This is a genomic window from Acidithiobacillus sp., assembly GCF_023255755.1.
Taxonomy (GTDB): domain Bacteria; phylum Pseudomonadota; class Gammaproteobacteria; order Acidithiobacillales; family Acidithiobacillaceae; genus Acidithiobacillus.
In genome coordinates this window covers 1-20,292 of sequence record NZ_JAGDVS010000039.1, presented here as the reverse complement: position 1 = coordinate 20,292, position 20,292 = coordinate 1, and the positions used below count along the sequence as shown (strand labels likewise).

25 protein-coding genes are annotated in these 20,292 nt (G+C 55.3%); 17 read left to right on the top strand and 8 right to left on the bottom strand.

What is annotated here, in order from left to right; genetic code table 11:
• The first annotated feature begins 140 nt into the window (after positions 1–140).
• From trbB to Q0C48_RS03050, 8 genes are all read left to right on the top strand, one after another.
• Complete coding sequence (trbB, locus tag Q0C48_RS03085) at positions 141–1,100, top strand: P-type conjugative transfer ATPase TrbB (protein WP_291521436.1); 960 nt, start codon at positions 141–143, stop codon at positions 1,098–1,100.
• 129 nt (positions 1,101–1,229) lie between these two features.
• Complete coding sequence (locus tag Q0C48_RS03080; protein ID WP_291521434.1) at positions 1,230–1,859, top strand: hypothetical protein; 630 nt, start codon at positions 1,230–1,232, stop codon at positions 1,857–1,859.
• 164 nt (positions 1,860–2,023) lie between these two features.
• Positions 2,024–2,371, top strand: coding sequence for a TrbC/VirB2 family protein (locus Q0C48_RS03075; protein WP_291521433.1), 348 nt, complete (start codon positions 2,024–2,026; stop codon positions 2,369–2,371).
• 60 nt (positions 2,372–2,431) lie between these two features.
• Positions 2,432–2,737: a conjugal transfer protein TrbD gene (trbD, locus tag Q0C48_RS03070; protein WP_291521430.1), complete on the top strand. Its 306-nt coding sequence runs from the start codon at positions 2,432–2,434 to the stop codon at positions 2,735–2,737.
• 15 nt (positions 2,738–2,752) lie between these two features.
• Positions 2,753–5,209: a hypothetical protein gene (locus Q0C48_RS03065; RefSeq protein ID WP_291521429.1), complete on the top strand. Its 2,457-nt coding sequence runs from the start codon at positions 2,753–2,755 to the stop codon at positions 5,207–5,209.
• 35 nt (positions 5,210–5,244) lie between these two features.
• On the top strand, positions 5,245–5,658 hold the full coding sequence (locus tag Q0C48_RS03060) for a hypothetical protein (RefSeq protein ID WP_291521427.1): 414 nt from the start codon (positions 5,245–5,247) through the stop codon (positions 5,656–5,658).
• A gap of 143 nt (positions 5,659–5,801) precedes the next feature.
• Positions 5,802–5,981, top strand: coding sequence for a hypothetical protein (locus Q0C48_RS03055; protein ID WP_291521425.1), 180 nt, complete (start codon positions 5,802–5,804; stop codon positions 5,979–5,981).
• Positions 5,982–5,991: 10 nt separating this feature from the next.
• Positions 5,992–6,117 (top strand): hypothetical protein, encoded by a 126-nt coding sequence (locus tag Q0C48_RS03050; RefSeq protein WP_291521423.1) that lies wholly within the window; start codon positions 5,992–5,994, stop codon positions 6,115–6,117.
• Between the two features lie 438 nt (positions 6,118–6,555).
• Here Q0C48_RS03050 and Q0C48_RS03045 read toward each other — a convergent pair whose 3' ends face one another.
• Both Q0C48_RS03045 and Q0C48_RS03040 read right to left on the bottom strand, forming a co-directional pair.
• Positions 6,556–6,897 (bottom strand): transcriptional regulator, encoded by a 342-nt coding sequence (locus Q0C48_RS03045; RefSeq protein ID WP_291521420.1) that lies wholly within the window; start codon positions 6,895–6,897, stop codon positions 6,556–6,558.
• Complete coding sequence (locus Q0C48_RS03040; protein WP_291521418.1) at positions 6,878–7,174, bottom strand: DUF6516 family protein; 297 nt, start codon at positions 7,172–7,174, stop codon at positions 6,878–6,880. Before Q0C48_RS03040 ends, Q0C48_RS03045 begins: the two co-directional genes overlap by 20 nt.
• Before the next feature lie 151 nt (positions 7,175–7,325).
• Between Q0C48_RS03040 and Q0C48_RS03035 the strand changes: the two genes are divergently transcribed.
• From Q0C48_RS03035 to trbL, 5 genes are all read left to right on the top strand, one after another.
• Positions 7,326–9,413 carry a DEAD/DEAH box helicase gene (locus Q0C48_RS03035; RefSeq protein ID WP_291521416.1) on the top strand — a complete coding sequence of 696 codons (2,088 nt, stop codon included), beginning with the start codon at positions 7,326–7,328 and terminating at the stop codon, positions 9,411–9,413.
• 43 nt (positions 9,414–9,456) lie between these two features.
• Positions 9,457–9,804, top strand: a complete 348-nt coding sequence (locus Q0C48_RS03030; protein WP_291521414.1) for a YbjQ family protein — start codon at positions 9,457–9,459, stop codon at positions 9,802–9,804.
• 52 nt (positions 9,805–9,856) lie between these two features.
• Entirely contained in the window at positions 9,857–10,312 is a 456-nt protein-coding gene (locus Q0C48_RS03025) for a hypothetical protein (RefSeq protein WP_291521413.1), read from the top strand.
• A gap of 70 nt (positions 10,313–10,382) precedes the next feature.
• Entirely contained in the window at positions 10,383–11,135 is a 753-nt protein-coding gene (gene trbJ, locus Q0C48_RS03020; RefSeq protein WP_291521410.1) for a P-type conjugative transfer protein TrbJ, read from the top strand.
• Positions 11,136–11,541: 406 nt separating this feature from the next.
• Entirely contained in the window at positions 11,542–13,398 is a 1,857-nt protein-coding gene (gene trbL / locus Q0C48_RS03015) for a P-type conjugative transfer protein TrbL (protein WP_366936987.1), read from the top strand.
• A gap of 69 nt (positions 13,399–13,467) precedes the next feature.
• On the opposite strand, the gene Q0C48_RS14620 is transcribed toward trbL, so the two are convergent.
• Genes Q0C48_RS14620 through Q0C48_RS02995 form a run of 4 tightly spaced genes read right to left on the bottom strand, consistent with a single transcriptional unit; the run spans position 13,468 to position 14,767 of the window.
• Positions 13,468–13,851, bottom strand: a complete 384-nt coding sequence (locus Q0C48_RS14620; protein WP_366936988.1) for a type II toxin-antitoxin system VapC family toxin — start codon at positions 13,849–13,851, stop codon at positions 13,468–13,470.
• Between the two features lie 12 nt (positions 13,852–13,863).
• Complete coding sequence (locus Q0C48_RS03005) at positions 13,864–14,115, bottom strand: AbrB/MazE/SpoVT family DNA-binding domain-containing protein (RefSeq protein ID WP_291521404.1); 252 nt, start codon at positions 14,113–14,115, stop codon at positions 13,864–13,866.
• Between the two features lie 59 nt (positions 14,116–14,174).
• Positions 14,175–14,516, bottom strand: coding sequence for a type II toxin-antitoxin system ChpB family toxin (locus Q0C48_RS03000; RefSeq protein ID WP_291521401.1), 342 nt, complete (start codon positions 14,514–14,516; stop codon positions 14,175–14,177).
• Positions 14,516–14,767, bottom strand: a complete 252-nt coding sequence (locus Q0C48_RS02995; RefSeq protein ID WP_291521400.1) for a hypothetical protein — start codon at positions 14,765–14,767, stop codon at positions 14,516–14,518. The genes Q0C48_RS03000 and Q0C48_RS02995 overlap by 1 nt, the downstream gene beginning before the upstream one ends.
• 199 nt (positions 14,768–14,966) lie before the next feature.
• Between Q0C48_RS02995 and Q0C48_RS02990 the strand changes: the two genes are divergently transcribed.
• The 4 genes from Q0C48_RS02990 (at position 14,967) to Q0C48_RS02975 (ending at position 18,586) form a co-directional block, all read left to right on the top strand.
• The gene (locus tag Q0C48_RS02990; protein ID WP_291521398.1) at positions 14,967–15,680 is read left to right on the top strand and encodes a type IV secretion system protein; all 714 of its coding nucleotides are present in this window, start codon (positions 14,967–14,969) and stop codon (positions 15,678–15,680) included.
• A gap of 10 nt (positions 15,681–15,690) precedes the next feature.
• Entirely contained in the window at positions 15,691–16,593 is a 903-nt protein-coding gene (locus Q0C48_RS02985) for a TrbG/VirB9 family P-type conjugative transfer protein (RefSeq protein WP_291521395.1), read from the top strand.
• A gap of 26 nt (positions 16,594–16,619) precedes the next feature.
• Positions 16,620–18,032 carry a TrbI/VirB10 family protein gene (locus tag Q0C48_RS02980; RefSeq protein WP_291521394.1) on the top strand — a complete coding sequence of 471 codons (1,413 nt, stop codon included), beginning with the start codon at positions 16,620–16,622 and terminating at the stop codon, positions 18,030–18,032.
• 260 nt (positions 18,033–18,292) lie between these two features.
• The gene (locus Q0C48_RS02975) at positions 18,293–18,586 is read left to right on the top strand and encodes a phosphopantetheine-binding protein (protein WP_291521393.1); all 294 of its coding nucleotides are present in this window, start codon (positions 18,293–18,295) and stop codon (positions 18,584–18,586) included.
• A 306-nt stretch (positions 18,587–18,892) separates the two neighbouring features.
• On the opposite strand, the gene Q0C48_RS02970 is transcribed toward Q0C48_RS02975, so the two are convergent.
• Positions 18,893–19,198: a hypothetical protein gene (locus tag Q0C48_RS02970; protein WP_291521392.1), complete on the bottom strand. Its 306-nt coding sequence runs from the start codon at positions 19,196–19,198 to the stop codon at positions 18,893–18,895.
• Between the two features lie 846 nt (positions 19,199–20,044).
• Positions 20,045–20,292, bottom strand: a 248-nt coding sequence (locus Q0C48_RS02965; protein WP_291521391.1) for an acyloxyacyl hydrolase, incomplete at its 5' end; no start/stop codon positions are given.

The following is a 20,292-nucleotide window of genomic DNA, read 5'->3' as shown; positions in this document are numbered from 1 at the left end:
CGGACATGGCCGCATTGGCTGCAGTCTCGTCGGTATTTTCAGGGAGACAACGCAGCACAGGCGGCCATGCAGGCCATCCAGAAGGCGACAGGCGTCACCCTGTCTGCCAACGGATAATATCCAACAGACAGGAGTCGCACATGAGCACAAACACCCGCACCCAGGCACAGGTTTATCGGGAGCGTCAGATCGAAAGCCTGCGCCGCACGCTGGGCGACGATATTCTGGGTTATCTGCAGGACCCGGTCATCATTGAAATCATGCTGAATCAGGACGGCAATATCTGGGTGGATGTGCTGGGCGGCGATATGGAAATCCGGTCCCGGATGGATCCCGTACGGGCCAAGATGGTGATTGAGACCGTGGCATCCATGCTGGATACCAGCATCACCAAGGAAAACCCGATCCTCTCCGGTGAATTGCCGCTGGATGGATCGCGCTTTGAGGCGCAAATCCCGCCCATCGTCGAAGCGCCTACCTTCGCCATTCGCAAAAAAGCACTTCTGGTCTTTACGCTGAAGGATTATGTGGACAAGGGCATTATGACGGCCACACAGCATGACTTGATAATCTCCGCAGTGAGATCCCGCAAAAATATTCTGGTGAATGGCGGGACCGGTACCGGCAAAACCACCCTGGCCAACGCCATACTACACGCTATCAGTGTCGAGACACCGGAGCATCGGGTGGTGGTGATTGAGGATACCCGCGAGTTGCAAATTTCGGCGCCAAACGTCGTTTCCTTCCGCACCTCCGACCAGATCGATATGACCCGTCTGCTAAAATCCACCATGCGTATGCGACCGGACCGGATTGTTGTCGGTGAGGTTCGGGGAAAAGAGGCGCTGGATTTGCTCAAGGCCTGGAACACGGGACATCCGGGTGGCGTGGGTACCGTTCATGCCAATGATGCGCGGGCCGCATTGACCCGCGTCAGCATGCTGATTCAGGAAGCCAATGTTCCCCCTGTCCCGGAGTTGATAGCCGAAGCGGTCAACATCGTGATCAGCATCAAGCGCACATCCACCGGACGTGTTATCGACGAAGTCATGCAGGTGACGGGTTTCCGGGATGGTCAGTTTATGACTGAAATGCTGTAACCACGATCTGCCCTCCCCAAGACACCGCTCACAGGAGCGGTTTTTTTGTGCCGGGGCAGCACAAACAGGTTACCGATGGCCATTAGAGGATAGGCAACAACGCCTATTTTTCATCTAAGAGGTTCCATCATGAAGAAGCATTTCGTTATCGCCGCGCTGGCTCTCGCTGGCATGTCTCTCTCTGGTCTGGCCGTGGCCGCCGACTATTCCGCCCAGGTCGGTTTTGAAAACTACGGTATCCATATCGGCGGTGTTGGTTCCAGTGTGCCTGGCGGCTTCCTGCACACCCACGAGCGTTTCGGCAATCTGGACTTCGGCCAGCGCGTCTTCGGTGGTGCGGGCGCATCCATTGACGGCTCTGTTCTCACCGGCTCCTTGAACGCTGGATACCTGATTCATCCCGAGCACAACCTGACCATCAAGCCGGAGATTGGTATCGGATATATCGGTATTCACCCGCAGGGCAGCCACATGGATACGGGCTACGCCTATGGCGGTGCCAAGGTCAGCTATCAGGTCTTCCCGTCCATTGGACTGGATGCCCGTGGTGCGTTTGGTCGTGACTTCGGCACGGCGGTCAGCAACATGCATACGCTGGGCGGCCTGTACTACAGCGGCAGTATTGGGGCCGATGCCAAGGTTGGTCCGGGATTCGCAACGATCAGCTATCAGTACCAGAGCATGCCCTTCGGTGGCGGCATAGCCGACATGAATATGAGTGCCGACCAGTACCGTATCGGCTACCGCATGTCGTTCTAATCCGCAGTCCAGCATCCCGGCAGACGCAAATGTGTCTCCGGGCTGCCAGCACAAACAGGTCCCCGATGGCCATTACCAGGTGGAGAGCATAGCGCTCGCCACGACTCAGGCAAAAAGGTGGAGAGCATGGCGCTCGCCACCATCCCATTAAAGGATGACAAGACATGAAAACATTTCTCAAGCGGCTCAGTAATGGAGTCCGTGACACTTATTTCAAGGCGGGGGTGGTGATGGGGGTTGCCCTACAGACGATCGCCCCCGCTTTTGCGGAAACGACGGGTACATCACTGCCATGGGACACCCCCATTCAGGACCTGACCAACAACCTGACGGGTCCTGTCGCTACCGCCATCAGTATTGTGGCGTTCCTGGCGGCTGGTGCGGCCCTCATCTTCGGGGAGGAGTTGGGCGGTATCGCCAAGAAGGCTCTGTTCGTCGTGCTGGGCATCTCCATGATCGTATTCGGCAATGCCTTCCTGACCGATCTCGGTCTGACCGGGGCGTTGGTGTAAGACGGTAGCGGCCTGATCTGCTGGCCGTTGCCTTTATCTTTAGGCACAGGAGAAATATTTATGGACCAATCACCCAGGCAAGAAATTTCCATCCACCAATCCCTCCATAAACCGATGCTGGTTCTGGGGGGCGAGCGCAACCTCGTCCTCATGCTGGGAGTCCTTGCCGGTATTTTTATCTTTTCGCTGGCTCAACTCTGGGCGGCCGTCATCGGGATTGTCCTTTGGGTTTTTGGCACCTGGGGTTTGGCGCAACTGGCCAAATACGACCCGATATTGAGCAAAACCGGAAAGCGCAGCATTCAGTACAAGAAATATTATCCGGCATCGGCCACGCCCTTTGCCCGCCATCGCGCCATCAAATAATCAAGGAGATTTTTCATGCGTGCCTTAAAAGAATTTCGCAGCAAGGCCTACGGCTTGCCTGACCTTCTGCCCTGGGCGGCACTGGTCGATAACGGCATCGTGCTCAACAAAAATGGCAGCCTGATGGCAGGCTTCTATTACACTGGCCCGGATCTGGACTCTTCTACCAACGCGGAGCTGGCCGCGATGTCCAACCGCATCAATTCCGCCGTATCCATGGGCGATGGCTGGGTGCTGAACTGCGATGCCATCCGTATACCCGCTCCTGGCTATGCCCCGGAAGGCAGCTTCCCCGATCGCACTACGCGCCTCATTGACGCTGTTCGCCGGGCGCGCTTCGAATCGGCAGATGCAGGCTACACCAGTCGTTTTGTTCTGACGCTCACCTTCTTCCCTCCTCCGGATGCCGCCACCAAGATGGGCGACTTCCTGATTGATGGAGAAGACAAAGGCTCGCCGGGTAGCAATAACCTGCAGCGATTCAAAGAGCGCATCAAGGAGATTCAGGGGCGGCTTTCGGGTTTCCTGAAAATCCGGCGCATGGAAGACCATGTTGATGAGCACACCGGTGAAATCATCAACAGCGAGATCCTGCAATATCTCGAATATTGCGTGAGTTTCCACAACCGGCCCTTTCGGCTCTCCATGGTGCCCATGTATCTGGACGCCGTACTCGGCCGGCACAATCTGGTGACCGGCTTCAATCCGCAGATCGGTAATCTGCATATCGCAGCACTCGCCATCGAAGGCTTCCCGGCGATGTCCTCACCCGGGATTCTCGACTTCCTGTCACGGCTCCCGGTGTCTTACCGGTGGTCCAATCGCTTCATCTATCTGGATCCGCAGGATGCCGAAAAGCAGCTGAACCGCTATCGCAGCCGCTGGAGCCAGAAACGCAAATCTGCGCTCAATGTGGTCCGGGAGAGTCAGGGCGGGCAGGCAACGCACATCAATATCCACGCGGATCAACAGACTAACGATACCGTCGTTGCCATGGCCGAAGCATCCAGTGGGGAAGTGCGCTTCGGGTACTACACCAGCGTCATTCTCCTCGCCCATGAAAGTGAGAAAGACGTGCTGGACATCGCTCGTGACGTGCAGAAGGTGATAGAAAACCACGGCTTCGGCGTCCGTATCGAAGACGTGAACGCGGTAGAGGCACTGATGGGTGCCATGCCCGGAAACACTTATGCCAATGTACGGCGACCGCTGATTCACACCCTGAATCTGGCGCATCTTCTCCCCTTCACCAATGTCTGGGCAGGCCCCGATGAAAACGCCTGCCCGTTCTATCCGCCACACAGCCCGGTCCTCATGCGCGCGAATACCGATGGCAACACGCCATTCCGTATTGCACTACATGCCGGCGATTTAGCGCATACCGTCATACTGGGTCCCACCGGCATGGGCAAATCCACATTGCTGGCCATGCTGGTGGCTCAGCAGTTCCGTTACGCCCATGCCCAGGTCTTCGCCTTTGATAAGGGCTATTCCATGTTCCCGCTGGTCAGTGCCGCCGGTGGCCAGCACTACGATATCGCCGGTGACGCGCACGATCTGGCGTTCTGCCCCTTGGGCAGGGTGGACAAACCCTCTGAGCAGTCCTGGGCGGCCGAGTGGGTGGAAAGTCTGGTTGCGTTGCAGCTGGGAAAAAACACCCCTATCACGCCGCGCATGCGCGATGAAATTTATCGGGCCATCGTCCAGTTGGGGACCAGTACGACGGAAATGCGGCAGCGGACTCTGGGCGCTCTGGTGACGGTTATTCAGGATGACACGCTGCGCAGCGCACTGAATTACTACACCCTGAAAGGCCCGGCGGGGCACCTGCTGGACGCCGAGAGCGATGGGCTGGGGGAAGATGTGTTCCAGGTGTTTGAAATGGAACACCTGATGAATCTCGGGGAGAAAATCCTGTTGCCGGTACTGACTTACCTGTTCCACCGGATTGAGCAGCGATTCAAAGGCCAGCCAACGCTGCTGGTCCTGGATGAGGCATGGGTCATGCTGGGACATGACACCTTCAAGGCCAAGATTCGGGAATGGCTCAAGGTGCTGCGCAAGGCCAACGTCGCAGTTATCTTCGCAACGCAGTCCCTGAGCGATCTGATCAAGTCCGGCATTGCGGATGTCATCTTTGAATCCTGCCCGACGAAGATTCTGTTGCCGAATCCGGAGGCTCTGACGGACCAGTTGCGGCCCTTGTACGAATCCATCGGACTCAATGCCCGCCAGATTGAAATTCTGGCTTCCGCCATTCCGAAGCGCCAGTACTACATGATGCACCCCGATGGGCGGCGCCTCTTTGAGTTGGGCTTGTCTGGTCCGGAACTGGCCTTCGTGGGCGCGTCGGGCAAGGAAGACATTGCCCATATCCGTGAGCTACGGGAAACCCACGATTGGCAATGGCCAGCCGTCTGGCTGCGCGAGCGCGGCGAGAGTGACGCCGCTGTTCTTTGGGAATCCTACTAAACCAGAAACAGAATACTTTAACCAGGAGCACTACCATGTTCTATTTTGTTGACCCTATGTACGCGCCCCCTCTAGTAGCTCCGCCCGCCATGAAGCGGGTCATGACGCCACCATCAGCTCCCGTGTTACCAAAAGGTTGGCAATGGGGCAAGCCCGCGAAGGCTTTGCCCAGCCCTCAGCCGCCCATGCCGATGAACCCGTATTCAGCACACCGTTTTGCGGTCTGTATGGGGTTTGCCAATGAACAGGCATCGACGCGCCCACCGGAACAGGTGACGCGACCGACCTGGTCGGTCGTATCGTGGAAAAACCTGGCTCCGCGCAAGATGGTCGGTACCCAGAAAGAAGTGGTTGCTGCCGTTGAGCGCGCACTGGCCACAGCGGGCATCCACCATTTTTCGATCACGGCCTACAGCGCGATTCACGTTATCGTGGCATTGCAGGGTTGATGATAATGCAAGTACAAGCAGGAGATGCTGAAATGTTTAGAAGCATGAAAAGGAAGCGCACGGAGATTTATAGTGCCCTCAATCTGACTTCGGGCGGTATCTACAAACGCATCGATGAGAACCGTTAGTTGCTGGAATTACTCATGAACAAACACCCGGAAGTGCTCAAGGATAGCCCTTGGATCAAGGGCTGGATTCGTGCCAACGATGAATACCTTCTGTCGGCGCTGCATAGCATGGGGATGACGTTGCACAGAGAAAATCCCCATTGTCCACGCCCTTTTCCAGTGCAGAAACCCACTCAGGATTCGGGGTATTTCTAAGGAGAAGCACATGGAGTCTGGCAACAGAGATATTACGGTCATCAATGAGCGCCTGCTGAAGCGGTGGTCTTATGCCGATGGTCGGCCACTTTACTGGCTACTGAAGGACCGCAGCCTGATTATCGTTCGTTCCTAGATATCAGGTTATAGGGGCAGGCCGATGGGCGAGTATTTTTATCTGGCCAGTTCAGTACCAGAAGCTGTGGCGTGGATTGTGCGCCATGCTCCCAGTTAGTTTGTGGTAACCACCGCCACAAACAAGTCACATCGTCTGGGTGCATTGGGGAAGCAGGCCAAGCAACCATCATCCGACTTGCTGGAGGGCGGTAGACCCTGCTTGGTTTTTCCGCATTGCCCCAAACTTTGCGCGGCTATGGTGCCTGGCGAGAAGTGCTGACATTGACTGCAGGTAATTTTAGTGGTGTCAGCCATGGGCATATCTATCTCGCATCTGTTTGGCTGTGGCGCGACCCCGCAATATCATCACCCACAAGTAGTTTCACGCAGTCCGATTGTTCCTGAAAGCTCATAATCTGAGCGGGAGTTTACCCCAGCGTTGGCGACACGAACAAGGTCAGCCTGCCTTGAGCAGAAAATCTACATGCACCGCGTCGTAAGGGAAAATGAATCCTTCCGCGCAACGGTCGATCACTCCCGCATTCAGTAAAGCGTGGGTGTCCGCATGCACAGATTTCACATCACGATCCAAACGCCGGGCGACTTCTCGCAGTGCTAAAGGGCCTGCTCCGGACATGACTTTTAATATCTCCCAACGTTTGGCTGTCATCACCTTCCAGAGCAATTCCGGCGTTTCAAAGCTGACGCGGGGTTCCGATGGCGTTAGGGTTTCCATTGCCTGCGCCACATCATCCAGTGTCTCAGCCAAAGTGCGAACCTCAATTGTGAGTACGCTCATGCTGCCACCTCGCAATTTCATCGAAGAAGTCCGCCGTCAATTGACGTGGACTGGAAAATATATAGGGGTATTCCTTGCCATCAATATGCCGGTGATCCCCTTTCCCGGATTCATTGTCATATCGCAACACACATTGGCAATCGACCACAAAAGCTAACCGATATTTGAATGTATGCGTACTGCCAAGTACAGGTTCGGGCACATGCCAAACCACGATGTCAGCGAAACAATTTTCAGCAATAGCAACGCGCCGACGAATCAGTTCTTTGGCTTTCATGGCCCTAATGATACCAATGGACCCGACTGTTGGCAACCTCACCAACACATCAAACCTTCGCTTCACGCAAGCCATATCAAAAGGCCACCTGGGACCACAAACAGGTCCCCGATGGCCATTACCTGGAGAGAAGATCTCTTTTGAGGGTGATATGGCTGCATCACGCGAACACATGGAACGGACTCTACCAGAGTCAAGCACGTCCAGCCTCTGGCGCGGAATGTACAGCGATGGTCTGCGCCTGGGGTTTTGGATTCAGTACGATCAGGACTCCACGCCCCGCAGCAAAGAGGTCATCAAAAACCATGACTTTGGCTGGATGCCGGAGAAGAAAATATGGGTTGGCCCACTCATAAAAGCCACCGCCACCATTGAAGCACTGGCCGAAGGCTGGCCAGCACAGCACCCACGGGATATCGGGTTAGCCATTTTGGCGAAAGCCATGGCCAATGAGGAACCCTTCTGGGCCATGTGTGTACGACCGAGGCTGATGGAAACGCCGGATGGTCAATGGTCATTTTCGTTTCCATATGACACCACTACCGTGGCGTTCCTGAAAGCCACCCGGAAAGCGCATTGGAATGCCGGCACCAAAGGCTGGGATATTCATGGCAATCGGGCTGCAGCGCTCGCCGTACTGGAAGAAGTGGGCGTGCCTGACCGCTACGTCATCATCAGCGCACGGGGAGAACCGGATCGTTTGCCCCAGGCCACGGGCGGCTGGACGCCGTACCTGGTTGGTGTAGATGCCGACGATGTAGAGACGGAGCGGGTGAAGCTGCAGGTAGGTGGTGCAGAGATACCCCTTGAGTCCAACGGCGATGGCCCGAGCGGCGAAGAACTGGATGCCCTTGAAAAGGCCAAGGCTGAACGCGCAGAACTTATTCAGCGCGCTTTCTTTGCGCCCATGGCTCTGCTGCCGGTGAAAGATGCGGTTATTGACGAAATTGCAGCCCGCTGTTCGCTCATGCCGCACCAGAATGACGGGGTGCGTCACTTTCTGACCCGCACCAGCGCGTTGAATGGCGATGATATGGGCTTGGGCAAGACCCGCCAGACGGTATCTGCCGCCAGCCATCTCCCAGGTGGAAAGGTGATCGTCTGTCCCGCCAGCCTCAAAGACAACTGGGGTCGGGAAATCAGGATGGTGATTCCCGATGCAGAGCCCTTCATCTTCGAGAATGCATTACCCGACATGCAGCCGGAATGGTTGATCGTGAATTACGAGCGGTTGGGCGCGCTGATGGAACGGCTGGACGCCGACCTCTCGCAGGGTGCAACCCCTTCGCAGGGGGTAACCCATGACTGGAAATTCGTCGTCGCGGCCTTTGACGAAGCACATTACCTGAAAGAGCCGTCTGCCCAGCGCACCCAGGCTTCGTTCGACCTGGCGAAACGCGCGGAACGCAAGTGGCTGCTGACGGCCACTCCCATGCTCAACAAGCCGGAAGAGACCTGGACCCTGTTGCGGCTTTCCGGGCACCCCGCCGGCGACGTGGACGTGAAGACCTTTGCCGGACACTTTGCCAAATCACGCAATGACCGCAAAGGTCTGGGCGATCGGATCAGTGAATGGATGATTCGCCGCATGAAAGACGATGTGCTCACCATGGAGGGTAAATTTCGGCAAGAGCCCCTGCTTTCCGCCAGCGATCAGCAGATGACGGAATACAACAGATTCATGGACGACGACACGTTGATTCCCCTGCAGAAGATCAATCTGGGCAGGCAGTGGCTGGAACGGGTGAAGCGGGAGCCCATTCTGGAAATGCTGGGAGATCTGCAGCAGGACGCCAAAGCCATCATCTTCTGCAATTTCGAGGCGACGGTGGAATGGTTTATGGACCAGTTACCTGCAGGCACAGCGGTACGCCTCACCGGGAAGGAGTCCCGCAAGCAGCGGGATCGAGCGGTCCAAAAGTTCCAGAATGATCCCGAGTGCCGCTGGTTTGTGGCCAACATCAAGGCTGCCGGCGTTGGACTCAATCTCACAGCGGCGACATATGTTTTCTTTGTCTCCCGCCCGTGGACACCGGCTGACCAGACGCAAGCCGAAGATCGCGCGTACCGCATCGGCCAAAACCGGCGGGTCGAGATTTATATCCCCACCATCCCGGACACCATTGATGAGCAGATCAAGGCGCTGATCCAGAACAAGGCCGAGATCACGGCGGACGTGTTGATCGGCGCTTTGGATGCGGGGAAAAGAAGGGCTTTAGAGCAGGTGGATGTCAATTAGCCGTTGTTTGATAAGCAATAGTCACGAACAGGAGCAACACATCATGAGCAATGAAACATCATGCGTCACCACGGATACCATACCGGGCTTCCGGGTGAGCAAGACCTTTGGCACGGTCATGGGGGTGTCCATCAAGTCCCGCACCTTTGTCGGCAACTGGATGGGTAACCTGCGGGCCAATTTTGGTGGAGAACAAGGCGGGTTCGCCAAAATGGTAATGGCAACCCGCGATGAAGCCATCGGGCAGATGTTGGCCCAGGCGGAGTCCATGGGCGCCAACGCGGTTATCGGCATGCGCTTCGACTCCGCCGAATTTGATTCCGGAAAGGGCCAGAGCATGGAGCAGGTGCTGGCTTACGGAACGGCGGTGATGCTGGAACCGGAGCATTGATTCTCCATTTCCCTCGCTTTGTGCAAGGGGTGTATTCATGGAGGATCGAAGGATGGAAAGCAAACTGATTTTAGCCCTTGTCGCGGCATCCACGTTGGCCCTTGGCGGTTGCGCAACTGCTCCGTTGTCCTACCGGAATTACAGCGCGACCGAGAATCTGGGTACCCAGACCTTGCAGACGGGCGTGGTCATACGAACCATGCCCATTGAGATCAGGGACTCTGCTGCACCCAATGCGAACGGCGCCATGGGTGGCATCGGTGGCGGCGCCATTGGATATGCGGTCGGTGGTAACGCGATTGGCGCGATCCTCGGCCTTGTCGGCGGGATGCTGGTAGGGCATGCCCTGACCCCCGGCGAGATTCACGGTACCGAAGTCATGGTGCGGCTGAACACGGGGCAGCTGATCGGTGTTCCCGAGATCGGAAATCCCGGCTTGAGCGTCGGTGAACAGGTAGCCATCCTGCGTGGTGCGCGAGGGCGGACCCGGGCGGTACCGCTGTCATGAGAGCGCAAACAGGCCGCCGATGGCCATTAGGGGGTAGGAGAGCAGCGTGCTCATTGCCTGGAGAGAGAACATGAATACCAAACAGTTAGTGTTGGCAGCAACGGTATCCCTTGCTATGGTGGCCCCGGTTGCCGCTTTTGCAGGCACTTTGACCGGCGGCGCGACGATGCCGGAGCAGATCGTGCAGGAGGTGACGGCCGTCATGTCGCTGGCGAAACAGGCGCAGTCGGTGGAGAACCAGATCCAGATGGTCTTTAATCAGGCGCAGAATCTGGAAAATGTCCCGATGCAGTTATGGAGCTCGGTGACGGCACCGATCTCGCAGCTAATGAGCATTGAGCAGCAAGCGCAAGGTTTGTCCTATGCTGCTCAGAACATCGGGACGAACTTCAACAACCTGTACGGTAACGGGATGCCCCCGCTGGGCAGCAGCTACTCACAATCATTAAGTAGTTGGAACGCGAATACAGATAATCAGATCAAGACCATGCTGCGTCAGTTCCATTTGCAGTCCGGTCAGTTTTCCAATACGCAAACCGAAACGCAGACACTGGTGAATGCCAGCAAGACCGCAGCGGGTCGTAAGGGTGCCATTGAAGCGGCGGCCGGTATTGCCGGTATTGAGGTCAGCCAGATTCAGGAGTTGCAGCAGGATGTCATGGCCGAAGCTACCGCCCAGGGGGCTTATGAATCGCAGCGAGAAAGCACAAGCCTTGGGGCAACTGCGACAGTCGATAGCGCATTTGCGGCCAGCGCTGCAAATCTCGGCCCTATTCCAACGCAGCTACCGGCAGGCAGGGGAGCACCAGTTCCAGTATCTTGAACAATTTATCAGGCTTATGTGAACACAGGAGGAGGATAGGAATGAGTAAAAGATTCATCAGTCTGGGTGTCATGTTGGGTATGGCATTAGTCCTGTCAGGTTGCGCGAATAATGGTCACGACAATGGTCCAGATAGCGGGCACAGCGCAGGTTGGTATCTAAAGCATCCCGCTGCCCGAAGTGCAGAGAATAAATGGTGCGCAAAGCAGCCTATTGCCACTCAACAGCATGACCAGTCCTGCACAGAAGTGGGAGGCGGGGGCGAATTAGATTACGATTTTGCGAGAAGCGCCGCGAATCTCGGCCCTATCCCGACGAAGCTACCGGCAGGCAGGGGAGCACCAGTTCCAGCATCATAACCGCTCATCAACAACGACTTTCACCCCAATCATTCATATGCCCGGCTATGTCCGGGCTTTTTCATTTTGAAGATCGCACAAACCGACCACAATCAGGTTCCCGATGGCCATTAGTAGATAGCAAACCAGCCAAGACGGAGACCGAAATGACGGACGTAGCACAAATAACCAGCTTAGCAGGACAATTCAGGACAGCCACCACAGGGTGGATGGACATAGCCATAGGATATGCCTCAAATCTTTTTGGACTCCTCGCGGTTCTGGAGTTTGTCTGGTCTGGTGCGACCTACCTCCTGCGCAAGAATGACCTGCCAGATTTTATCGCTTCAACGTTCTTGAAGATTGTTAGCCTGTCGTTTTTTTTCTTTATTTTGCTAAAGGGAGCACCAACATACATCCCAGATATTATCAATTCCTTCATGCAAATGGGTGCCACTATCGGGGGTGTTCCACAAGTTTCTACCGCCAGCCCGGGCACCTTTGTCGATCAGGGCATTCAGATGGTTGTGCAGCTATTCAACGGTCTGAGTAAAATGAGTTTAGGGAACGAGATCGGCGCGCTATTCCCAATAACATTGGCCGCTATTTTCATCCTTATAGCTTTTGTTATCATCGCCGCCCAGATGCTGATCACTCTTATTGAAAGTTATATCGTCCTTGGCGCTGGAGCCGTCATGCTGGGCTTTATGGGAAGCAGATGGACATCGCAATGGGGAGAAAAATACTATGGATACGCCGTGAGCATCGGTGTCAAGTTGATGGTTATTGAACTGATAGCCGGCTTGGGCATAAAAATGGCCGGAGTATGGCTGGCTTACCTTACAAGCGCCAGTGGAGTTCATCTTGCTCATGACTTTGATATAGCAATGGGTTCCCTGCTCTTTGCTGCCCTCGCCATGATGGTTCCCAGTCTGGCGGGCTCATTCATGAACGGCTCCCCCTCCATGTCCCTCGGCAATGTAGGGACCGCCGCTGCAGCCATCGGCGGCGGTGTCGTCGCAGCCGGTGCTGGTGCGGCCATGGGCGGCGCATCTTTGGCGAATTCTGCCATCGGTGCGGGCAAAGCGGCAGGCGCTTTGGGCATATCCGCAAACTCCACCATGGGCGGCATGAAGGGGCTGGGCGCAGCCTTTACGGAAGGTGCGGGTGCCGCTGGCGAATCAGGCATTCTGGGACTGGGCGGTCCTGGGGCCAGCAAAGGTTCGCAAACAGCAGCGAAAGCAGTCGGCGGCCTAGGCGGTCTTGTAAGCCAGGCTGGCAAAGGCATGGCCACAGCAGGTCAGCATGGCGCACAAGCCTTGAAGGGCATGGCAAAGGACAAGTTCCACGGCAGGAGCGGACCCGGAGCCAATGACATTGCTCAGAATCTGGGCGATAAAGCGGTCCAAGGCCATGGTGCAGGGACATCTGGCGGCAACTTGGCAAACAGAGTCCGTGAGCAGCATGCCACTGTGCCTGAAAAAGGAAATAGCGTAGGTCTGGGTGCGGCACCCGATGCCAGCGCTTCACCCTCTGGTCAGCGACTGGGTGGATCGGGACCGGATGGCGGCAGCTCTGCGCAAATGGGTCGCCAGGATACCGGCACAGGCAATGACAGTGGTCGGAATGATGCCGGCAGCAGCCAGAGCACGGCATCCCAGAGTGGCGGAAGCACCAACAGCGCGCCAGGTGGCAATACCAGTGCGAATCCGGCCAGTACCCCCGGCGGTGATAGTATCGGCGGGGGCGGTGGACCGAGTCGTGGCGGCTTCACCCAAACAGAAGGCGCGCGATTCGATCAGCGCACGAACCATGAACAACGCATGGATAGCCTGCAGAAGATCAAGGATAAATTTGCGCGTGGATTGCCCCATGATGGCGGTGGTGGCGGCATGGGCGGTCCCAACATTCGCCATACCGAATGATCCCGTTTTATCTTATCTCCTAGAAGTTGCCCGGCATGTCCGGGCTTTTTATTTAGGCTATTTATTGTTTCAGGAGAGCAGTCGCGCGGATTCGCCTTGCGCCTCAATCAGCTTAACCGCCTTCCGGTCAAATGAGACAAAAGTTTCACCGCCAAGCCAGCTTCCTTCATAAGCGATCACCCCATCGGCAAAGTCGCCTCCAAGATCCAGTAAAGCCAGCCCAGCCTCCACGGCCGGTCGATTTGCCGAGACATTCACACTATTGATCAAGTGTCGGATGGCTTCTCCAATTTCGATTGCGGGGATTTTGTATCCTTGGGAGAGAACCCAGACCAATTCGCAGAGTACGGGGAGTGGCAAAGCGACCACAGAGGCATTCGCCAACACGGCTTGGGCGATTTCACTTTGCTGCAGGTCATCACCGGTGATAGCACGAACAAGAACGTTTGGTATCGGCTGTGATTTTCACCGTTTACCTGCCCATGCCTGGGCAGTCAGGTTGTTGATCTCTTCAATCGACAAGGATGGCCCGATCTCCCGCTTCAGGCAGTTGAAAACATCTGAAATTTGGCCTGTCGGCCGCGCGGCCTGCACGGAGATGCGTCCGTCGGGTAGCTTGTCGACAGTGATTTTCTCGCCAGGGTGAACACCAAGATGCCGCAGAACATCTCTTGGTAAGGTCACTTGCCCCTTAGCTGTCACGGTCAGTGTGCTCATTGGCCTCCTCAGAAACCTTTGATGTTAACCCGATGATCTGATACCCATTACTTCAGGCGTTAGACATCGAATAGCGCCATAAGACGCCCGATGGCGTCATCCATCACCACCTGCGGTACGTTCTCTATCTTCCGTGCTTTTCGAGCGCTTAGGTCGAGCATTCTCATTTTGTTGATGAGGGCGACCCCTTGGGTTTTGCAGCCAGTTCCCGTCAGGCTCACCGCAAATCCGGCATAGCGTGAAAAGTCGCCGCCTTGCGTAATGGGCGCGACCAGCACGTCGCCGAGTTGATTGAACGCCTTTGAAGTGAGAACCAAAGCTGGTCTGGTACCTTTCTGTTCATGTCCCATAGCAGGATCGAGCGGCACGTTCACTACATCACCACGGTCAAAGACGGGCATTACCACACTTCCTGCCCTACCGGTTTCGCCGCATTCCATAACGCAAGGTCTGCGGGCGGCGGGACCTTCGGGTCACACTGCGCAATGAGATCCGCCAAGACATACTTGCGCTTGCGGGCAAGCACAATTTTCCCATCCTCTGTCGTGTTAAGCGTCATGGACTGACCGGCTGACAGGCGGAGATCTTTCAGCACGGGTGGCGGGAGCACTGCAACCGTGCTGTTGCCATATTTTCTGAGTACGACTTCCATATGATTACCCGTTCAATCTTGATAAGAGGCTATCATATTATAATCGCACGTCGCGAGCGTCAATCATTGTTCAACAGTTCAACAAGTTTGCGCGGGAATAGAAGCCCGATCTGCGCGGCGACTTGATTCTCACGCCCGACCACAAACAGGTCCCCGATGGCCATTACCAGATGGAGAACAACTTCCACTGGAGAGAACCATGGCCTTAATGAAGAAGCACAAAAGCAGCAGCAGCGGAGAAGGCGAACCACCTACCCGCGCCGGAAACGTCACCAACAACCCCTACCTCAATGCCCGACGCGAATGGGATGAGCGCTATGGCGATCAGATCAGCGGCAAGCATAGCTGGAAAATGGTCGCGTTCGCTGCCATCGGCATTGCCGCCATCGCCGTTTGTGGCGTGGCTTATATTGGTGCGCAAAGCAAAATCGTGCCGTTTGTCGTTACCCTGGACCACATGGGCGATCCCTTGGAGGTGGCAGCACCCGTAGCGGGTAATGCGGTGACACAACGAATCATGGAGTCACAGATTTCAAGTTGGGTCTGGAACTGGCGATCCATGCTGGCCTCCCCCGTGGCCCAACAAGAATTGCTGGCCAAGGTCTATGCCATGTCTTCCAAGCAGGTCGCTGCGGAATTGAACGGCTGGTACAAAAAGGCATGGACCACGAATGCAGGCTATGTCGTCTCCCCGCATATCACCAGCTTGTTGCCTATCTCAAAAGGCACCTACCAGATCACCTGGACAGAAACACGATACCTGAGCGGCAAGGGCGGCAAGCAAAGAGACTACAAGGCCAATGTCACGGTCGGCGTCGATCAAAAGCTGATCAACACCCGAACCGCGTCCATGCTGAATCCGCTGGGCATCTACATCAAGTCCTTAACCTGGACACAAACCTACGGCAATTGAGGAGCATCCCATGAAACATTCAGTCATCGCATTTTCGACACTGGCACTCGTAAGCAGCACTCTGGCTTTTGCTGCCCCTGAAAACTCAGGCCAGTTGTATCACAACCTGACCCATGAAGTGGTACCTGGCACGGCCTCCACGAAAACCGTACAGCAGGCTATCCGGCAGGCCTCCCAGATTTGGCACGATACCGGTACCGCTTCGGCCATCGCCGGGAACAATGGTGAGGTGCTGTATCCCTACGGCCAGAGTGCGCCGACGGTGCTGTGTTCGCCGTTGCACACGACCATTATCAAGCTCTTGCCCGGGGAGAAAATCGCGGGATCCGCGCTGGGCGACAAGATCCGGTGGACATCGACCAACTTGCAGCTCGGCAATCAGGCTGTGGTACTGGTGCGCCCCATGCAGAAGGACATCACCACCAACCTGGTCATTGCCGCCACCAATGGCAAAATTTACGACCTGACGCTGGTCAGCGACAAGGGTAAATACGTCCCGACCGTAGGTTTTTATAATCCGCAGCAGGAATGGAACAAGGCGGTTGTCGGCGTGCAGATGCAGCAGCAGGCAGCCGCCATGGTCCAGCGTCAATCGACTATGACTTTGCCCAATATCAATCCTGCGGACCTGGACTTTACCTACTATGTCACCGGTCCTCATGAATACCGTCCGATACGGGTTTTTTCAGCGGCCGGCAAGGTCTATTTGCAGATGCCAGCCAACATCAAATATCACAATGCCCCTGCGGTTTTTGTCATGGAAAACGGGAAGGAACAGCTTACCAACTTTCAGATGATCGGCGGTTACTACGTCATTGATCAGCTATTCCACGAAGCAAAACTGCTACTCGGCACGGGCAGTCATAAGCAGGTGGTCACCATCCATGCGGGCAGCCAGCCGAGCTTTTGGTAAGCACGGGCGGCTTAAAGGAGAAAAACATGCTTGATCTTAACAACCCTACGGGGGCCAATCCGCAACCGGATGAGACGGCTCCGCTCAAGGCGACTACCGGGCAACCGGCACCATCCATTGATTCGGAACTGGGCGGTACCGTGGATGGTCCCGGCAAGCTGAGTAATGGAAAAACAACCGTCAATATCAAAGGACAGGTCAAAGGCGGTCGGAGTCTCAGCAAAAACGGCAAGAAAGCCATTGTAGCGGCTGGCGTTATTATCCCAGCCCTGATCGTTGTCGGGGTGATGCTGGCGGGTGTGCATCCCGGCAAAGAGTCTGCAGATAACACCCCACAGTTGGCAGGAGCTGGAGACGCTCCCTCGGTCCCACTCCATCCCATTCGTCCATCTCCATTATCCACTGCGGTAGGAGCGACGTTATCCACGAAAGCCCATTCACATCCATCCTCTATTTTGAACGCGCGTGCAGCGTCGGGGTTGGCCCCCAAAAAAGCCCCGCTCACACCAGAGCAGAAGTATCACCTCTGGCTGACCACCCAGCACTACAAGGATCTCGAAGGCCAGTATCTGGCGGGGCAATCCGCGCTGGTGAATACCTCCGCCTGGCAGTCTGGTGGTGGTTCCAGTACCGGCGGGGGTGCAGGTGCGCAAGCTACGGCCGGGCAGGGGGGCAGCAGCGGGACGGAAGCCGTGGATGCGCTGAAAAAGAAACTGGCCGCCATGGGCTTGCAAGGCGCGACCGGCGTAAATGGCGGTGCCGGATCAACCCAGAATGGCGCGAAAGCTAATACGGACTTTGCTTCGGCACAGGACAAAAAAGCCTCGGGCTATCTGAATGCCCATCTGCATCGTCCGCGCAGCCGCAGCGAGCTCTTCGGTGGTAGCGTGATCCCAGCAGTGATGGTGACCGGCATTAATAGCCAGTTGCCGGGTGAGATCACGGCACAGGTCCGCCAGAACGTCTACAACAGCTTGAATCCCGACGAGGTGGTTATCCCCCAGGGTAGCAAGCTCATCGGTGTCTACGACAGCGGCGTTCAATATGGTCAGAGCCGCGTGCTGGTGGCCTGGAGTCGCGTCATTTACCCGAACGGTGAGACGGTGGACCTTGAGGGGATGAGCGGTGTGGATGGTCTGGGACAGGCTGGTTTCAGTGAAATCACGGATAACCATTACTTCCGTATTTTTGGTTCAGCCTTCCTGATATCCATCATCGGTGCCGGCGCGCAGTTGGCGCAACCCCAGCAGTCCAGCAGTTTGACTAATCCGAGTGCAGGGCAAACAGCGACGGGTGCTGTAGCGCAGGAAATGGACAGTGTGGGGGCGGGTATTCTTCAGAAGAATCTGTCTCTGGCACCCACCATCAAGATTCATCCCGGCTACCTCTTCAACGTGATGGTCAGCAAGACCATGATCCTTCCGGTCTATCATCCCTGAGTGATGGAATTGGGGGCGTATGCTATGACCTCAAGCATGGCATACGCCCGTGTACACTTTGCGGGGGGAGGGGATATCTGTAACAGCAGCAAAACCCAAAGAAAACCATTGCTCTAAACGCAAGTTCAGGATGCGTCATTGACAAATCTCCGCACGCAGTCCGTCTCTTGAAGCAGCATCACAATTATCGATAGCTATAAGCCTTAAAATTCTTGCACTCTATTCAAGGAATCGATGTCAACTCTTGAAAAGGCGTAGTCATGCACCCAAATACTGTAAACATGAATTCTAATAAATTGGCCTTAGACCAGATCAAAGCCGTGATTACCAAACAGTTTGCCATCGATAGCGCGCGGGTGGCGGAATCTGCCCGGCTTTTCGAAGATCTCAATCTGGATTCCATGGATAGTATGGCGTTGATCATGGCTCTGGAAGAACGCTTAGGTGCCAACGTGCCCGAGCATGCCGTCACTTCTATTGAAACGGTAGGGGATGCGGTTCAGCTTATCCTGACACATGTCGCATCCTCGGATCTCGCAGCAGAACAGCAGTAAGGATGGGAGGCAGTAAAACATGAAGGAACATTCCACCCTCAGGGCTCCGCAATTTGGCCATCACGGGAGTCACCCCAGGGAATCATTGTCAAAACAGCCTGATGATAAAATGACCGACCATGCCCCCCTCCGAAAGGACCCGGAAATCCGTCCATCCAGACCGGTATTTTTCTATCCACGCGATTTGCGCCTCCCTGAAACACCGAAACCTGTAGTGCAAACTGAAGTAGTCACCAAGGCAGTGGTTCCCGTCACCATCCGTCGCAGGCGGACCATACCTTCCGCATAGTCAGAGAACAGTGCCGCTTATTCAATTTCATTACTCATCGCCTGGCCGGCACCACCGCGGCTTCTGGAGAGCTTGGTAAATTGCTCCCGTTTGCTGACACAGATCACACAACGCACGGCCTGCACCGCTTTCACACGCTCCGGCGGAATCACCTCCGCACAATCGAGGCAGTAGCGATTCCCTTGAGCATCCTCATCGGGTTCCTCTCTCGGTGTCAGGGCCGCGCGATGTGCCGATAACGACAACGCCAGTTGCTCTTCCGCATTCTGTGTACCGATATCGGAGATGTCTGTGAGGCGTTCGTACTCGATGATTTCTGACATGCTTTTTCTCCTTTCGCTGACCTGAAACCGCAGGACTTACATCTTGGGGGATCTCTGCGGATTTTTGCCGATAGCCAGTATACCGGAATCGGAATGGATCAGGGTGATTCTACCTTTGCGCCCCACTATCTCCCATCCACGACGGTCAAAGCGAGGTTTTGCATGCTCTCCGGGCATCCTGTTACGTCTTTCGTTATTTGATTAGGAGGGCGGCGCATTATCCCACGGTCATTCGGAGAGGGTTGGAGCGTGGCCTCTTGTAAAGCGCGGGACGCAGAGGATATAAAAAAAGGCGGAATCTCTTTGTTATCGTGGGAAGTGAATTAGGCTTTCACGATAACCAAACCCATAGGAGGTCCGCCCTTGTATCGGATTGTAGCTGATATCCCCGCCCTGAAGAATCACTGTGACACCCTGGCCAGAGCTCCTGAGCGCTATCGCCCCACCCAATGCCCGCACTGTGGTCTTGTGTATGACTGAAACATGGTTGTATACTCGACAGCCATGCCAATCAAACGGTTAGTGCATTTATGGCAAGCCTGGACGTTGATGGGATTGTATACTGTAACTCCTCATCATTAAATTTTCTTCGAAAAAAGATGTATACCAGCCATTGTTTACGAACAAAAAATATCACCTTGGTCTGCGCAGGTATCTATCCCCGGTGTGCGCGTTACTTCCAATGACAGGATCGCAGCGTAAGCGGTCATTGGGCAACTACTCAGTATAATCGAACCGGTCGTACTCGCAGCAGAGTGTCGCGATTCAATGTTGCCACCTAGTCAATTTCCGAAACTGTTGTGATAATGCTGAGCGACAAGCTGGCTTACCAACATCCAAGGGTGTTCATGTGTTTTTGCCGAACGACAAGGGCATGGAATAATTCAGCATAATCTCATCCTCTCCCGGATCTTCCTGTTTCGTGTAGGCATTAGAGATGTGGGCAATTTTCAGTCCGAAACGCGACTTATTGGCAAACTGATAGTCTAGACTCAACTCCAATCGGAACTGAAAAGTACCATCCAGGTATTTACCTCGACCCTGATGATATCCGCCCATAGCGACAACTGGTGTCAACACCCAATGGTTCCATG

Coding starts and splice junctions, on each gene's coding strand:
- trbB (WP_291521436.1), top strand. CDS start 141: ATGAGCACAAACACCCGCACCCAGGCACAGGTTTATCGGGAGCGTCAG.
- Q0C48_RS03080 (WP_291521434.1), top strand. CDS start 1,230: ATGAAGAAGCATTTCGTTATCGCCGCGCTGGCTCTCGCTGGCATGTCT.
- Q0C48_RS03075 (WP_291521433.1), top strand. CDS start 2,024: ATGAAAACATTTCTCAAGCGGCTCAGTAATGGAGTCCGTGACACTTAT.
- trbD (WP_291521430.1), top strand. CDS start 2,432: ATGGACCAATCACCCAGGCAAGAAATTTCCATCCACCAATCCCTCCAT.
- Q0C48_RS03065 (WP_291521429.1), top strand. CDS start 2,753: ATGCGTGCCTTAAAAGAATTTCGCAGCAAGGCCTACGGCTTGCCTGAC.
- Q0C48_RS03060 (WP_291521427.1), top strand. CDS start 5,245: ATGTTCTATTTTGTTGACCCTATGTACGCGCCCCCTCTAGTAGCTCCG.
- Q0C48_RS03055 (WP_291521425.1), top strand. CDS start 5,802: ATGAACAAACACCCGGAAGTGCTCAAGGATAGCCCTTGGATCAAGGGC.
- Q0C48_RS03050 (WP_291521423.1), top strand. CDS start 5,992: ATGGAGTCTGGCAACAGAGATATTACGGTCATCAATGAGCGCCTGCTG.
- Q0C48_RS03045 (WP_291521420.1), bottom strand. CDS start 6,897: ATGAGCGTACTCACAATTGAGGTTCGCACTTTGGCTGAGACACTGGAT.
- Q0C48_RS03040 (WP_291521418.1), bottom strand. CDS start 7,174: ATGAAAGCCAAAGAACTGATTCGTCGGCGCGTTGCTATTGCTGAAAAT.
- Q0C48_RS03035 (WP_291521416.1), top strand. CDS start 7,326: ATGGCTGCATCACGCGAACACATGGAACGGACTCTACCAGAGTCAAGC.
- Q0C48_RS03030 (WP_291521414.1), top strand. CDS start 9,457: ATGAGCAATGAAACATCATGCGTCACCACGGATACCATACCGGGCTTC.
- Q0C48_RS03025 (WP_291521413.1), top strand. CDS start 9,857: ATGGAAAGCAAACTGATTTTAGCCCTTGTCGCGGCATCCACGTTGGCC.
- trbJ (WP_291521410.1), top strand. CDS start 10,383: ATGAATACCAAACAGTTAGTGTTGGCAGCAACGGTATCCCTTGCTATG.
- trbL (WP_366936987.1), top strand. CDS start 11,542: ATGTCCGGGCTTTTTCATTTTGAAGATCGCACAAACCGACCACAATCA.
- Q0C48_RS03005 (WP_291521404.1), bottom strand. CDS start 14,115: ATGAGCACACTGACCGTGACAGCTAAGGGGCAAGTGACCTTACCAAGA.
- Q0C48_RS03000 (WP_291521401.1), bottom strand. CDS start 14,516: ATGCCCGTCTTTGACCGTGGTGATGTAGTGAACGTGCCGCTCGATCCT.
- Q0C48_RS02995 (WP_291521400.1), bottom strand. CDS start 14,767: ATGGAAGTCGTACTCAGAAAATATGGCAACAGCACGGTTGCAGTGCTC.
- Q0C48_RS02990 (WP_291521398.1), top strand. CDS start 14,967: ATGGCCTTAATGAAGAAGCACAAAAGCAGCAGCAGCGGAGAAGGCGAA.
- Q0C48_RS02985 (WP_291521395.1), top strand. CDS start 15,691: ATGAAACATTCAGTCATCGCATTTTCGACACTGGCACTCGTAAGCAGC.
- Q0C48_RS02980 (WP_291521394.1), top strand. CDS start 16,620: ATGCTTGATCTTAACAACCCTACGGGGGCCAATCCGCAACCGGATGAG.
- Q0C48_RS02975 (WP_291521393.1), top strand. CDS start 18,293: ATGCACCCAAATACTGTAAACATGAATTCTAATAAATTGGCCTTAGAC.
- Q0C48_RS02970 (WP_291521392.1), bottom strand. CDS start 19,198: ATGTCAGAAATCATCGAGTACGAACGCCTCACAGACATCTCCGATATC.